Source organism: Pseudomonas sp. NFACC56-3 (genome assembly GCF_900100025.1).
Classification (GTDB): Bacteria; Pseudomonadota; Gammaproteobacteria; order Pseudomonadales; family Pseudomonadaceae; genus Aquipseudomonas; species Aquipseudomonas fluorescens_AA.
The window spans coordinates 375,394-389,323 of the sequence record NZ_FMTK01000004.1 but is presented as its reverse complement, the minus strand read 5'-3'; the positions used below and the strand labels follow the sequence as shown (position 1 = coordinate 389,323).

The 13,930-nt window shown below is 62.5% G+C and carries 11 protein-coding genes; 2 read left to right on the top strand and 9 right to left on the bottom strand.

The window, feature by feature from the left end; genetic code table 11:
* The 8 genes from BLO80_RS09225 to BLO80_RS09190 all read right to left on the bottom strand — a co-directional run.
* Positions 1 to 866: alcohol dehydrogenase catalytic domain-containing protein (locus tag BLO80_RS09225; protein ID WP_092340892.1), on the bottom strand; the 866-nt coding region annotated here is incomplete at its 3' end.
* Between the two features lie 226 nt (positions 867 to 1,092).
* Positions 1,093 to 1,950: a formyltetrahydrofolate deformylase gene (gene purU, locus BLO80_RS09220; protein WP_092333332.1), complete on the bottom strand. Its 858-nt coding sequence runs from the start codon at positions 1,948 to 1,950 to the stop codon at positions 1,093 to 1,095.
* A gap of 159 nt (positions 1,951 to 2,109) precedes the next feature.
* A complete protein-coding gene (locus BLO80_RS09215) occupies positions 2,110 to 2,742 on the bottom strand; it encodes a sarcosine oxidase subunit gamma (RefSeq protein ID WP_092333334.1) in 633 nt (210 codons plus the stop codon).
* A 167-nt stretch (positions 2,743 to 2,909) separates the two neighbouring features.
* Positions 2,910 to 5,927 (bottom strand): sarcosine oxidase subunit alpha, encoded by a 3,018-nt coding sequence (locus BLO80_RS09210; RefSeq protein ID WP_092333336.1) that lies wholly within the window; start codon positions 5,925 to 5,927, stop codon positions 2,910 to 2,912.
* The gene (locus BLO80_RS09205; RefSeq protein WP_014340581.1) at positions 5,924 to 6,253 is read right to left on the bottom strand and encodes a sarcosine oxidase subunit delta; all 330 of its coding nucleotides are present in this window, start codon (positions 6,251 to 6,253) and stop codon (positions 5,924 to 5,926) included. The genes BLO80_RS09210 and BLO80_RS09205 overlap by 4 nt, the downstream gene beginning before the upstream one ends.
* Positions 6,254 to 6,267: 14 nt before the next feature.
* A complete protein-coding gene (locus BLO80_RS09200) occupies positions 6,268 to 7,518 on the bottom strand; it encodes a sarcosine oxidase subunit beta (RefSeq protein WP_003206307.1) in 1,251 nt (416 codons plus the stop codon).
* Between the two features lie 21 nt (positions 7,519 to 7,539).
* Entirely contained in the window at positions 7,540 to 8,793 is a 1,254-nt protein-coding gene (gene glyA, locus BLO80_RS09195) for a serine hydroxymethyltransferase (protein WP_003206308.1), read from the bottom strand.
* Between the two features lie 310 nt (positions 8,794 to 9,103).
* Positions 9,104 to 9,808 (bottom strand): TraX family protein, encoded by a 705-nt coding sequence (locus BLO80_RS09190; RefSeq protein ID WP_092333338.1) that lies wholly within the window; start codon positions 9,806 to 9,808, stop codon positions 9,104 to 9,106.
* 195 nt (positions 9,809 to 10,003) lie between these two features.
* Between BLO80_RS09190 and BLO80_RS09185 the strand changes: the two genes are divergently transcribed.
* Positions 10,004 to 11,044: a threonine aldolase family protein gene (locus BLO80_RS09185; RefSeq protein ID WP_092333340.1), complete on the top strand. Its 1,041-nt coding sequence runs from the start codon at positions 10,004 to 10,006 to the stop codon at positions 11,042 to 11,044.
* 164 nt (positions 11,045 to 11,208) lie between these two features.
* Here the strand turns inward: BLO80_RS09185 and gbcB are convergent, their stop codons facing one another.
* A complete protein-coding gene (gbcB, locus tag BLO80_RS09180) occupies positions 11,209 to 12,309 on the bottom strand; it encodes a glycine-betaine demethylase subunit GbcB (RefSeq protein WP_092333406.1) in 1,101 nt (366 codons plus the stop codon).
* A 284-nt stretch (positions 12,310 to 12,593) separates the two neighbouring features.
* Between gbcB and gbcA the strand changes: the two genes are divergently transcribed.
* Positions 12,594 to 13,886, top strand: coding sequence for a glycine-betaine demethylase subunit GbcA (gene gbcA / locus BLO80_RS09170; RefSeq protein ID WP_092333342.1), 1,293 nt, complete (start codon positions 12,594 to 12,596; stop codon positions 13,884 to 13,886).
* Positions 13,887 to 13,930: the final 44 nt, after the last annotated feature.

Here is a 13,930-nt window from a genome sequence, read left to right as displayed (position 1 = left end):
CCCATCAACGAGTTGAGCACGGTGGCCGGGGCTTCGTGCTTGACGCCGTCATGGCCATGGCCGCGGGCTTCGAAGCCTACTGCATCGACAGCACAGTCGACTTCAGGCTCGCCCAGCAGCGCAGCGATCTGTTCGTGCAACGGTGTATCGGTGGACAGGTCGGCGATTTCGAAACCCTGGGCCTTGGCGTGAGCCAGGCGGATCGGGTTGACGTCGCCGATGATCACCACCGCCGCGCCCAACAGGCGAGCGGAAGCGGCAGCCGCCAGGCCAACCGGACCGGCACCCGCGATGTAGACGGTGCTGCCAGGGCCAACCCCAGCAGTGACGGCGCCGTGGTAGCCGGTCGGCAGGATGTCGGACAGGCAGGTCAGGTCACGGATCTTCTCCATGGCCTTGTCGCGGTCCGGCAGTTTCAGCAGGTTGAAATCGGCGTACGGCACTAGTACGTATTCGGCTTGGCCGCCAGTCCAGTCGCCCATGTCCACATAACCGTAGGCACCGCCGGCACGGGCCGGGTTGACGCTCAGGCAGACGCCCGTGTGTTGCTCCTTGCAGGAACGGCAGCGCCCGCAAGCCACGTTGAACGGCACCGACACCAGGTCACCGATTTTCAGGTTCTCGACGTCGCTGCCCTTTTCGATCACTTCACCGGTGATCTCGTGACCCAGGACCAGGCCGGTCTGGGCAGTGGTACGGCCGCGGACCATGTGCTGGTCGGAGCCGCAGATGTTGGTGGAGACCACGCGCAGGATGACACCGTGCTCAATCTTCCTGCCGCGCGGGTCCTGCATTTTTGGATAGTCGATTTTCTGTACTTCGACCTTGCCGTTGCCGAGATACACGACACCACGATTACCAGACATGCTTTCACCTCGCTGTTGTTTTTGTGGAACTGCGTTGCCCAGGCAGGCAGCGCGTTGATTGCTCGGGTTAGTGCTTGTGTCTTGTTTCTTTGCTGTCTGAAAGGGCCTCTTCGCGGGCAAGCCCGCTCCCACATTGTATTTTTGGTGGATCTGGGATCTGCATAGCGACACAAATCCTGTGGGAGCGGGCTTGCCCGCGAATGGGCTGCGAAGCGGCCCTAAAAATCTAAAGAACGACCGTGCGATTGGCGTTCAAGAACACCCGTCTTTCAATGTGATACCCCACCGCCCGGGCCAAGGTGAGCCCTTCGATGTCCCGGCCCTTGGCAATCAAGTCTTCGGGATAGTGGCTGTGGTCCACCACTTCCACGCCCTGGGCGATGATCGGACCTTCGTCCAGGTCGTTGTTGATGTAGTGCGCCGTGGCGCCCACCAGCTTCACGCCTTTGTTATAGGCCTGGTGATACGGCTTGGCCCCTTTGAAGCCCGGCAGCAGCGAGTGATGGATGTTGATCGCCTTGCCGTCGAGCTTGCGACACAACTCCGGCGACAGCACTTGCATGTAGCGGGCAAGGATCACCAACTCGGCACCGGTGTCTTCGATCACCTGCCACACCTGTCGCTCCTGGGCCGGCTTGTCGTTCGGGTCCAGGGGGAAATGGTAGTAGGGAATCTGGTGCCAGTCGGCCAGCGGCTTGAGGTCGGGGTGGTTGGACACCACGGCCACCACGTCCATGGACAACTGGCCGATGCGCTGGCGGTAGAGCAAATCGTTGAGGCAGTGATCGGCCTTGGAGACCATGATCACCACTTTGGGCCGGTAGTTGGGCGGCGTCAGTTCGAAGACCATGCCGAAGGCTTGCGCACGCTCGGCCAGGCCGGCGCGAAAGTCCTGCTCGTCAAAACCGTCGGGCTGGCGAAACTCCACGCGAATGAAGAAACGCGCCGAGAGCCGGTCGTCAAAGGAATGGTGTTCGGTGACATAGCAACCCTGCTCGAACAGAAAGCGGGTCACCGCGTCCACGGTGCCGAGCACGCTGGGGCAGTCGGCAGTCAAGATCCATGTATCCGGGGCGCGGCTCATTGCGGTGACTCCTGTTCAAAATTTACTGGGCGACAAAGAACCCTGTGGCGAGGGAGCTTGCTCCCGCTCGACTGCGCAGCAGTCGCCTGATATTGGGGGCTGCTTCGCAACCCAGCGGGAGCAAGCTCCCTCGCCACAAAAGCATTCCGAGGCCATCAATCAGGCCTGCACGCTTAACCCATACTCAGCCGCGGCATCCTGCAACCACAGCCACCAGTAATCGGAGAAGCTGCGGCGGATCACCAGTTCCCAGGTGTCTTCGCCGGTATGGCGGATCACCAGTTGCGACTTGGCGAACACCGTACCCACGGCCTTGCCCACCGGGAAGTTGCTTGGGTGTACATCGTAGCTGGTGGATTTCATCAGCACGTCGCGCACGTTCGGGCCGGACAGCTCGAGGATCTGCTGGCCGCCGCTGACATTGACGATCTGGATGTGCAGGTCGCCCAGGGCTTCACGCAGTTTCTGCTCGGCGGCGAATTCTTCGCCAGTGGGCACCACCAGCAGCCATTCATCCGGGCCGAGCCATTGCAGGCTGGTTTCACCCTTGACGATGACGGTCAGGGCGCCTGGCAATTCCAGGCCCAGGGCCCTGTGCACGCCTGCGGCGAACGCCGGGTCGTGACCGTCGCCACGGAGGGTCAGGTGGCCCAGGAGTTTTTTCTCGCGCACGGTCACACCGGCGTTCTTGCGACCCTTGCCCACCAGGCTGGCGAGGTCGGCATGGTGCAGCGACGACTCGGCCTTGGCCCCGGTGGTTGGGCGTTGTTGGTACACGTTGACTGCGGTCATGTGGAGCACCTGTCTGAATGCTGTTGAGTCAAACCCTTGTGGTGGCTGTCAGGCCGTCATCGCGAGCAAGCTCGCTCCCACAAGGGTTACGCGATCAACTGTGGGAGCGAGCTTGCTCGCGATGATGCCGACGCGGCATCGCCAGTCTCCCACAGGACCTCTAGCCACTAGATATTCTGCCGATCCCCCTTCGGATCGAAGAACACCGAAGAAACGATCTCTGCCTCGATCACGCTGCCATCGGCCAATGGCGCGAACACTCGCTCGCCCATCCGCTTCAGGCCGCCCTTGACCACACCCATCGCAAACGAATAACCCAGGGAGTTGTGGGCGTAGCTGGAGGTCACGTGACCGACCATGGTCATCGGGATCGCCTGCTTGGTGTTGAACACCAGTTGCGCACCTTCCGGCAGCCAGACATTCGGGTCGATCGGCTTGAGCCCCACCAGTTGCTTGCGGTCTTCACGCACGCAATCTTCGCGATTCATGCCACGCCAGCCGATCCACGAGAACGGTTTGGTCCGGCCTACGCACCAGCCCATGTTCAGGTCGTCCGGCGTCATCGAGCCGTCGGTGTCCTGACCGACGATGATGAAGCCCTTCTCGGCCCGCAATACGTGCATGGTCTCGGTGCCATACGGGGTCAGGTTGTATTTCTTCCCGGCCTCGACGATCTGCTCGAGCACGCCCATGGCGTAGTCGGCCTGTACGTTGATTTCGTACGACAGTTCACCGGTGAACGAGATCCGGAACACCCGTGCCGGCACGCCGCCCACCAGGCCTTCCTTCCAGGTCATGAACGGGAACGCGTCCTTGTCCAGGTCGATGTCGGTGACTTCGCTCAGCAGCTTGCGGCTGTTGGGGCCCGACAGGGTCATGGTCGCCCAGTGGTCGGTGACCGAGGTGAAGTACACCTTCAGGTCCGGCCATTCGGTCTGGTGATAGATCTCCAGCCATTGCAGCACGCGTGCCGCGCCGCCCGTGGTGGTGGTCATCAGGAAGTGGTTGTCCGCCAGACAGGCCGTTACGCCGTCGTCGAAGACCATGCCGTCTTCCTTGCACATCAGGCCGTAGCGCGCCTTGCCCACGTCGAGCTTGGTCCAGGCGTTGGTGTAGACGCGGTTGAGGAACTCGCGGGCATCCGGGCCCTGGATGTCGATCTTGCCCAGGGTCGAGGCGTCCAGCAGGCCGACGCTGTCACGCACCGCCTTGCATTCGCGCTTGACCGCGGCGTGCATGTCTTCGCCGTTCTTCGGGAAGTACCAAGGGCGTTTCCACTGGCCGACGTCTTCGAACTCGGCACCGTTTTTCACATGCCAGGCATGCAGTGCGGTGAAACGCACCGGCTCGAAGATGTGCCCACAGTGCCGGCCAGCCACCGCGCCGAAGGTCACCGGCGTGTAGTTCGGACGGAACATGGTGGTGCCCATCTGCGGGATGCTCACGTTCAGCGAACGGGCCGCGATGGCCAGGCCGTTGACGTTGCCCAGTTTGCCCTGGTCGGTACCGAAGCCCAGTGCGGTGTAGCGCTTGACGTGTTCCACCGACTCGAAGCCTTCGCGGGTGGCGAGTTCGATGGCGGCGGCGGTGACGTCGTTCTGCAGGTCGACGAATTGCTTCGGCGCCCGTGCGGTGGATTTTTCGTGCGGCACCTGGAACAGCGCCAGAGTCGGCTCTTCATGACGGCTCAGGGCTTTGGGCAACACGCCCTCCACCGCTTTGAAGCCAGCTTCGCTGGCCGCGCGCACGCCGCCTTCAAAACCGTCGGCCAAGCTGTCGCCGAGGCTGTAGACACCGTTCACACCGCCGACGCATACACGTTTTTGCGGTGCTTCGCCCGGTACGAAACCGAGGATGTCTTCACGCCAGATCGGCTTGCCGCCCAGGTGCGAAGCCAGGTGGACCACCGGGCTGTAGCCGCCGGAGCTGGCCACCAGGTCGCAGTCCAGCCATTCGCCAGGGCTGGTGACTTTATGGGCGCGGACGTCGATCGCGGCAACACGTGCCCCGGTGACGCGCTTGCTGCCACGGGCCTCGACCACGGCACTGCCGGTGAGGATACGGATGCCCTTGGCGCGGGCTTCTTCCACCAGCGCGCCACGTGGGTTGCTGCGCGCATCGGCCACGGCCACCACTTGCAGACCGGCGTCGAACCAGTCCAGGGCGACGCGATAGGCGTGGTCGTTGTTGGTGCTCAGCACCAGTTTCTTGCCCGGTGCCACGCCGTAGCGACGCACGTAGGTGGACACCGCACCGGCCAGCATGTTGCCCGGCACGTCGTTGTTGCCGTAGACCAGCGGGCGCTCGCAGGCGCCGGTCGCCAGCACCACGCGCTTGGCGCGAACGCGGTTGATGCGCTGGCGGACCTGGCCGACCGGTGCGCGGTCACCGAGGTGGTCGGTGAGGCGTTCGTGGATGGTCAGGAAGTTATGGTCGTGGTAACCGTTCACCGTGGCACGAGGCAGCAACACCACTTCGGGCATCGAGCGCAGTTCAGCCACCACAGCCGCGACCCATTCGGTCGCCGGCTTGCCGTCCAGGCTCTCGCGGGAATCGAGCAGGCTGCCGCCGAACTCTTCCTGCTCATCGGCCAGGATGACGCGCGCACCGCTGCGGGCCGCGGCCAGTGCGGCGGCCAAACCAGCAGGGCCGGCACCGACGACCAACACGTCGCAGTGACGGTTCATGTAGTCGTAGGTGTCCGGATCGTTCTCGGTCGGCGAGCGACCCAGGCCGGCGGCCTTGCGGATGTACTTCTCGTAGGTCATCCAGAACGATTGCGGGTACATGAAGGTTTTGTAGTAGAAGCCCGGCGGCATCAGCTTGCCGCCGACCTTGCCGAGAATGCCCATCATGTCGTTGTTCACGTTCGGCCAGCCGTTGGTGCTGGTGGCGACCAAACCTTGGTACAGCGCCTGTTGCGTGGCGCGCACGTTCGGGATCTGCGTGGCTTCGGTGGCCCCGATCTGCAGCACGGCGTTCGGCTCTTCGGCACCGGCGGCGAAGATGCCGCGCGGCCGGGAATACTTGAAGCTGCGACCGATGATGTCGACACCGTTGGCCAGCAGCGCAGCGGCCAGGGAGTCGCCCTCGAAACCTTTGTAGGTCTGGCCGTTGAAGGTGAAGCTCAGCACTTTGTTGCGGTCGATCCGTCCGCCGTTGGACAGGCGATTGATCTGGCTCATACCTTCTCTCCCAGAGCCTGTGCAGCCGCTTTCGGACTGTCAGCCTTGTCGGTGAACTGCGGCTTTTGGCCGATCTTGTAGGTTTCGAGAATCTCGTAGGTCACGGTGTCACGGGTCACGTTGAAGTACTGGCGGCAACCGGCGACGTGGTCCCACAGTTCATGGTGCAACCCGCGTGGGTTGTCACGGAAGAACATGTAGTCGCCCCACTCCTCGTCGGTGCAGGCGTTCGGATCCAGCGGACGCGGGATATGCGCCTGGCCGGATGCGTGGAATTCCTCTTCGGAGCGCAGTTCGCCGCAGTGAGGACAGAAGATGTGCAACATAGGGATTTCTCCTGTTAGTGGGCGACGGCAGCAGCGCCGTGTTCGTCGATCAGTGCGCCGTTGTGGAAACGGTCGATGGAAAACGGCGCGGCCAGCGGGTGCATTTCACCCTTGGCCAGGCTTGCAGCGAAGACGTTGCCCGAACCCGGAGTGGCCTTGAAGCCGCCGGTGCCCCAACCGCAGTTGAAGAACATGTTCGGCACCGGGGTCTTGGAGATGATCGGGCAGGCGTCCGGCGTGGTGTCGACGATGCCGCCCCACTGGCGGTTCATGCGCACCCGCGAAAGCACCGGGAACATCTCGACGATGGCCTGGATGGTGTGTTCGATCACCGGGTACGAGCCGCGCTGGCCATAGCCGTTGTAGCCGTCGATACCGGCGCCGATCACCAGGTCGCCCTTGTCGGACTGGCTGATGTAGCCGTGCACGGCGTTGGACATGATCACGCTGTCGATGATCGGCTTGATCGGCTCGGACACCAACGCTTGCAGCGGGTGGGATTCGATCGGCAGGCGGAAGCCGGCGAGCTTGGCCATGTGCCCGGAGTTACCGGCGGTCACCACGCCGACGCGCTTGGCGCCGATGAAGCCCTTGTTGGTTTCCACGCCGATGCACACGCCGTTTTCCTTGCGGAAACCGATCACTTCGGTCTGCTGGATCAGGTCCACGCCCAACGCGTCCGCCGCCCGGGCAAAGCCCCAGGCCACGGCATCGTGACGGGCCACGCCGCCGCGACGCTGGACGGTGGCGCCCATCACCGGGTAGCGGGTGTTTTTCGAGCAATCCAGGTACGGGATCTCGTCGGCCACTTGCTTGGCGTTGAGCAGCTCGCCATCCACGCCGTTGAGACGGTTGGCGCTGACGCGACGCTCGGAATCACGGATGTCCTGCAGGGTGTGGCACAGGTTGTAGACGCCACGCTGGGAGAACATCACGTTGTAGTTCAGGTCCTGGGACAGGCCTTCCCAGAGTTTCATCGCGTGTTCGTACAGGTGGGCCGATTCGTCCCACAAGTAGTTGGAGCGCACGATGGTGGTGTTGCGCGCGGTGTTACCGCCGCCCAACCAGCCCTTCTCGACCACCGCCACGTTGGTGATGCCGTGTTCCTTGGCCAGGTAGTAGGCGGTCGCCAGACCATGCCCGCCACCGCCGACGATGACCACGTCATAGACCTTTTTCGGGGTCGGCGTGCGCCACATCCGCTGCCAGTTTTCGTGATGGCTGAGTGAGTGTTTGAAGAGGCCGAAGCCCGAATAGCGTTGCATAGTCATTACTCCAAAACCGACTCAGCGATAAACCGGGAAGTCCGCGCACAAGGCCGCCACTTGCTGTGCGACATTGGCCTCGACATCGGCATCGCCGAGGTTGTCGAGAATGTCGCAGATCCAGCCGGCCAGCGTGACGCACTGGGTAACCTTGAAGCCACGGGTGGTCACTGCCGGGGTGCCGATGCGCAGGCCCGACGTCACGAATGGCGATTGCGGGTCGTTCGGCACGGCGTTCTTGTTGACGGTGATGTGGGCGCGGCCCAGGGCAGCATCGGCATCCTTGCCGGTCAGGCCCTGACGGATCAGGCTGACCAGGAACAGGTGGTTATCGGTACCACCGGACACTACATCGTAGCCGCGCTTGATGAACACGCCAGCCATGGCCTGGGCGTTATCGATCACTTGCTGCTGATAAGCCTTGAAGCCAGGCTCCGCCGCTTCCTTGAAGCACACCGCCTTGCCGGCGATCACGTGCATCAGCGGGCCGCCCTGGGCGCCGGGGAATACCGCGGCGTTGAGCTTCTTCTCGATTTCTTCGTTGGCCTTGGCCAGGATCAGGCCACCACGCGGACCGCGCAGGGTCTTGTGGGTGGTGGTGGTGACCACGTCGGCGTACGGCAGCGGGTTCGGGTACAGACCGGCGGCAACCAGGCCAGCCACGTGGGCCATGTCGACGAACAGCAGGGCACCGACCTTGTCGGCGATCTGACGGAAACGCGGGAAATCCAGGGTCTTGGAGTAAGCGGAGAAACCGGCCACGATCATTTTCGGCTTGTGCTCGACCGCCAGGCGCTCGACTTCGTCGTAGTCGATCAGGCCGGTGGTGGTGTCGATGCCGTATTGCACCGCGTTGTAGAGTTTGCCCGAGGACGACACCTTGGCACCGTGGGTCAGGTGACCGCCATGGGCCAGGCTCATACCCAGGATGGTGTCGCCGGCCTGCAGCAGGGCCAGGTACACGGCGCTGTTGGCCGAAGACCCGGAGTGCGGCTGGACGTTGGCGTAATCGGCACCGAACAACTGCTTGGCGCGCTCGATGGCCAGGGCTTCGACTTTGTCGACGTGCTCGCAGCCACCGTAGTAGCGCTTGCCCGGATAGCCTTCGGCGTACTTGTTGGTCAGGCCACTGCCCTGGGCCTCCATCACGCGCTTGCTGGTGTAGTTCTCCGACGCGATCAGCTCGATGTGATCTTCCTGGCGTTGCTCTTCGGCGTTCATCGCCGCCAGCAGCGCATCATCGTAGCCTTGAATTTGGTCTTGTTTGCTGAACATCGCGTCTCTCCCAGCGGCGGCGGTGCGCCTTTCGTCTCGGTGAGGCACGGACCATTCGGTCGTGCCCTTTGGATGCGATGGTATGGCTGGCGCAGGCATGTCAAATGCCTATGGACGCCACGCAAAGGTGCGTTTACGACATGCGCTGCAAAGGAGGCCCGGCGCCAACCTCCGTGGCGAGGGAGCTTGCTCCCGCTCGGCTGCGCAGCAGTCGTAAAACCGGCAAACGCGGTGCACCTGACAAATCGCATTCTCAGGCCTTGGAGCTACTTCGTAGCCCAGCGGGAGCAAGCTCCCTCGCCACAACGGATTAAGCAGCGACCTGGCGAACCACAAGCAAAACCAGGAAATGCGCCGGATACAGGCCATACGCCCAACGCCGCATCGCCGGTGGATGAAAACGACCAGCGTGTCGCAAAAGCACCTGCCCAAGCCATGGCGCGATCAGGCAAGCCACCAGCCCCCACAGCGCCACCCCATCGCCCAACCACGCCGCGCCATACAACACCCGCCACTGGTTGGCCGCCACGCAGACCAGCCCCGGCAACAACGCCATGTACAAGGGACGCTTGAATACCAGCAACATCGCCAGCGGCAGCAGTACACCAAAGAAACCGAACATCAACTGCGACGAAAACAGCGCCGCCAACAGCACCGCCATCACCGCCAGGCATCGCGCCTCCAAGGTGGGCGTTTGCCAGCAGCGCGCCACCAACAACCCCAGCACCAGGGTTGGCATCACATTCAGGGTGGTGGGATCAGGAATGAACAGACGGTAGGGAATTTCGCTGACGGCACTGAATAGCAGCAGCCAGCCCAGGTACCGCCATGGAGCGGCGCTGGCCCCCCTGCGCGCCAGATTCGCCGCCATCGCCAGGCAGAACCACGGGAATGCCAGGCGTCCCGGCACATAGAGCCAATCGACGGAAAAACCGACATATCGCAGATGATCGAGGACCATCGACAAAAGAGCCAACCACTTGAGCAGGTCCAGGGCCCCGTCACGCCGGTTCATGTATAAAGCCGCGCGATGAGATTGATACTTTCCGACAGAAACATCCGGTGTGTTCCCCCACTAATCTTGGGTAAAGTGCGCACCAGTATCGACCACGGCGCTGTGGACCCAAACACGCCGGACCAGGGAACGCCCCCACCCGGGCATTCCGCCAGGGATCTCTTTATCCAGGACTCTCTATTCAGGAGCAAGGCCATGACCGACAAGAGTCAACAGTTTGCCAGCGACAACTATTCCGGCATTTGCCCCGAAGCCTGGGCCGCCATGGAAGAAGCCAACCAGGGTCACCAACGTGCCTACGGCGACGATGAGTGGACCCACCGCGCGGCGGACGATTTCCGGGCCTTGTTCGAAACCGACTGCGAAGTGTTCTTCGCGTTCAACGGCACGGCGGCCAACTCCCTGGCCCTGTCCTCGTTGTGCCAGAGTTATCACAGCGTGATCTGCTCGGAAACCGCCCACGTCGAAACTGACGAATGCGGCGCACCGGAGTTCTTCTCCAACGGCTCCAAGCTGCTGCTGGCACGCACCGAAAACGGCAAGCTGACCCCGGAGGCGATCCGCGAGATCGCCCTCAAGCGCCAGGACATCCACTACCCCAAGCCTCGGGTCGTCACCCTGACCCAAGCCACGGAAGTCGGCAGCGTCTACACGCCGGATGAAATCCGCGCCATCAGCGTCACCTGCAAGGAACTGGGGCTGAACCTGCACATGGACGGCGCGCGCTTTTCCAACGCCTGCGCCTTCCTCGGCTGCTCGCCGGCGGACCTGACCTGGAAGGTCGGCGTGGACGTGTTGTGCTTCGGCGGCACCAAAAACGGCATGGCGGTGGGGGAAGCGATTCTGTTCTTCAACCATGACCTGGCCGTGGATTTCGACTATCGCTGCAAACAGGCCGGGCAACTGGCCTCGAAAATGCGCTTCCTGTCCGCGCCCTGGGTCGGCCTGCTGCAAAACGACGCCTGGCTCAAACACGCCCGCCACGCCAACCACTGCGCCCAATTGCTGGCAGAACTGGTCAACGACATTCCCGGCGTGGAACTGATGTTCCCGGTCCAGGCCAACGGCGTTTTCCTGCAGCTATCGGAACCGGCCATCGCCGCGCTGACCGCCAGGGGCTGGCGCTTCTACACCTTCATCGGCAAGGGCGGCGCACGGTTCATGTGCTCGTGGGACACCGAAGAAGCGCGAGTGCGGGAACTGGCGGGGGATATTCGGAAAGTGATGGCCGGCTAGGAAAGCCGCCCCGACCTGTCATGCCCGCCGTGGTGAAGGAGGCTCCTGTGGGAGCAAGGCTTGCCCGCGATGCAAGCGACGCGATCTCCTTTGGATCGAGTCGCCTGCATCGCGAGCAAGCTTTGCTCCCACAGGAGGTGCTCACCGCTACTTGGATGGGCAGATCAGAAATCGATCCGCACATCCCCCTTCGGCACGCTGCAGCACGACAGGATGTAGCCTTCGGCCTCGTCGTCCTCGGTGATCCCGCCGTTGTGATCCATCTCCACCTCCCCGCCCAGCTTCAACACTTTGCAGGTGCCGCAGATGCCCATGCCGCAGGCCTTGGGGATCATCATGCCGAGCTTGGCGGCGGCGGCGTGGACGGTTTCGCCCGGGCCCACGCGGATGCTCTTGCCAGAGGAAGTGAATTCCACCAGGTGCAGGTCCGCCGCATCGACTTCCGGCGCGTCGGCCGCCTGTTCGGCCTGTTCCACGGCGTCGGCGCGGGCTTCCGGTGGCGTGGCGCCGAAGGACTCCTCGTGGTAACGCTTCATGTCGTAGCCAGCCGCTTCCAGCAGGCGCTTGACCGCGGTCATGTACGGGGTCGGGCCGCAACAGAACACTTCGCGCTCGAGGAAGTCGGGCACCATCAATTCCAGCATCTTGTGGTTCAGGTAACCGCGATACCCGGCCCAAGGCTCGCCCAGGCCATGTTTTTCACAGATCAGGTGCAGGCTGAAGTTATCGATCCGCGACGCCATGTGTTCCAGCTCGCGGTGGTAGATGATGTCCTTGGGCGACCGGGCGCTGTGGATGAAGGTCATGTCGACATTGGCGTTGGTGTCATAGAACCAGCGGGCCATGGACATGCACGGCGTGATTCCCACGCCACCGCTCAGGTACAGGACTTTCGGGCTCGGGAAATCGATGGCGTTGAACAACCCCACCGGCCCGTGCACCGCCAGCTCCTGGCCTTCATGCAACGTATCGTGCAGCCAGTTGGACACCTTGCCCCCCGGCACGCGCTTGATGGTGACCGAGAAGCTGTAGGGCACCGACGGCGAACTGGAGATAGTGTAGGAACGCATGATCGGCTGGCCTTCGATTTCCAGCTCCAGGGTGACGAATTGCCCCGGCTTGAAAAAGAACATGATCGGCTGATCGGCCATGAAGCAGAAGGTGCGCACATCCCAGGTTTCCTGGATGACTTTGACGCAACGTACGATATGTCGGCCATTGGCCCAGGTCTGGGTGGTGACCGGGTTCAGGAAGTTATTGGACATGCTGATCTCCACGGCCGACTGTCGGCCTTCATGATGGCGATTGTGCGCAGGCGCCTGGGTGACCATTTACCTATCTGCGACATTCACATACTTATCGCGACCAGCCCTTAACTACCGGGGCTTGCGCGTCGGGAACAGATTGGGCCATGTCGCCCATGGATAAGGTTCGGCCCCTGCGCGGCCCCACACTCGCCCCAACAGATAAACAAAGTTTTCTGCCTTGCGTAGCACAACCGATTAGTCATTTTCACCGGCTCCGCTTAGAGGGCCACGAGGATAAAACGATGGACACCACTACCCTGAGCCTGGGCGATCCGCTGGAACCCGCACGCAAGGCCACCGCGCAAATGCTGCAAGAGCGCGAGCGCACCTTCTCGCTGCCGCAACCGTTCTACAGCGATGAGCGCCTGTTCGATATCGACATGCAGGAAATCTTCCACAAGGAATGGTTGATCGCCGGCATGACCTGCGAGATCCCGGCCAAGGGCAACTACCTGACCCTGCAAATCGGCAAGAACCCCATCATCGTGATTCGCGGTGCCGAGGGCGTGGTGCATGCCTTCCATAACGTCTGCCGCCACCGCGGTTCGCGGCTGTGCACCAGCGAAAAGGGCAAAGTCGCCAAACTGGTCTGCCACTACCACCAGTGGACCTACGAGCTGGACGGTCGCCTGCTGTTCGCCGGCACCGAGATGGGCGCCGACTTCGACATGAAGCAGTACGGCCTCAAGCCTGTGAACGTGAAGACCGCGGGCGGCTACATCTTCATCAGCCTGGCCGAGAATCCGCCGGCCATCGATGATTTCCTGTCGACGCTAAACCATTACATGGAACCGTACGACATGGAAAACACCAAGGTGGCGGTGCAAACCACCTTGATGGAAAAGGCCAACTGGAAGCTGGTGCTGGAAAACAACCGCGAGTGCTACCACTGCGGCGGTTCGCACCCGGAATTGCTCAAGACCCTGCTGGAATGGGACGACGTCACCGACCCGCGGGCCGACCAGGCGTTCAAGGACCACGTGGCCGCCTCCGCCGCCGCCTGGGAGGCCGAGAAGATCCCTTACGCCCACGCCAGTTTCGGCCTGCGCAACCGCATCGTGCGCATGCCACTGCTCAAGGGCACCGTGTCGATGACCATGGACGGCAAGCAAGGCTGCGCCAAGCTGATGGGCCGCATCAAGAACCCGGACCTGGGCTCGATGCGCATCCTGCACCTGCCGCACTCGTGGAACCACTGCATGGGCGACCACATCATCGTGTTCACCGTGTGGCCGATCAGCGCCCAGGAAACCATGGTCACCACCAAGTGGCTGGTGCACAAGGATGCGGTCGAAGGCGTGGACTACGACGTCGCGCGCATGCGCCAGGTCTGGGACGCCACCAACGACCAGGACCGTCGCCTGGCCGAAGAGAACCAGCGCGGCATCAACTCCACCGCCTACCAGCCTGGCCCGTACTCCAAGACCTATGAGTTCGGCGTGGTGAACTTCGTGGACTGGTACAGCGAGCGCATGCTCAACAACCTCGGGGCCGAGCCAGCGCCGTACCTCAAGGGCGTTCCGGTCCAGGGTTAAGTCAGAAGCATCGCGAGCAAGCTCGCTCCCACAGGTTTTGTGAA

What these genes read in the sequence shown, in the direction of transcription:
- BLO80_RS09215 (WP_092333334.1), bottom strand. Translation starts at nt 2,742, where the DNA reads ATGACCGCAGTCAACGTGTACCAACAACGCCCAACCACCGGGGCCAAG.
- BLO80_RS09210 (WP_092333336.1), bottom strand. Translation starts at nt 5,927, where the DNA reads ATGAGCCAGATCAATCGCCTGTCCAACGGCGGACGGATCGACCGCAAC.
- BLO80_RS09190 (WP_092333338.1), bottom strand. Translation starts at nt 9,808, where the DNA reads ATGAACCGGCGTGACGGGGCCCTGGACCTGCTCAAGTGGTTGGCTCTT.
- purU (WP_092333332.1), bottom strand. Translation starts at nt 1,950, where the DNA reads ATGAGCCGCGCCCCGGATACATGGATCTTGACTGCCGACTGCCCCAGC.
- gbcA (WP_092333342.1), top strand. Translation starts at nt 12,594, where the DNA reads ATGGACACCACTACCCTGAGCCTGGGCGATCCGCTGGAACCCGCACGC.
- gbcB (WP_092333406.1), bottom strand. Translation starts at nt 12,309, where the DNA reads ATGTCCAATAACTTCCTGAACCCGGTCACCACCCAGACCTGGGCCAAT.
- BLO80_RS09200 (WP_003206307.1), bottom strand. Translation starts at nt 7,518, where the DNA reads ATGCAACGCTATTCGGGCTTCGGCCTCTTCAAACACTCACTCAGCCAT.
- BLO80_RS09185 (WP_092333340.1), top strand. Translation starts at nt 10,004, where the DNA reads ATGACCGACAAGAGTCAACAGTTTGCCAGCGACAACTATTCCGGCATT.
- BLO80_RS09205 (WP_014340581.1), bottom strand. Translation starts at nt 6,253, where the DNA reads ATGTTGCACATCTTCTGTCCTCACTGCGGCGAACTGCGCTCCGAAGAG.
- glyA (WP_003206308.1), bottom strand. Translation starts at nt 8,793, where the DNA reads ATGTTCAGCAAACAAGACCAAATTCAAGGCTACGATGATGCGCTGCTG.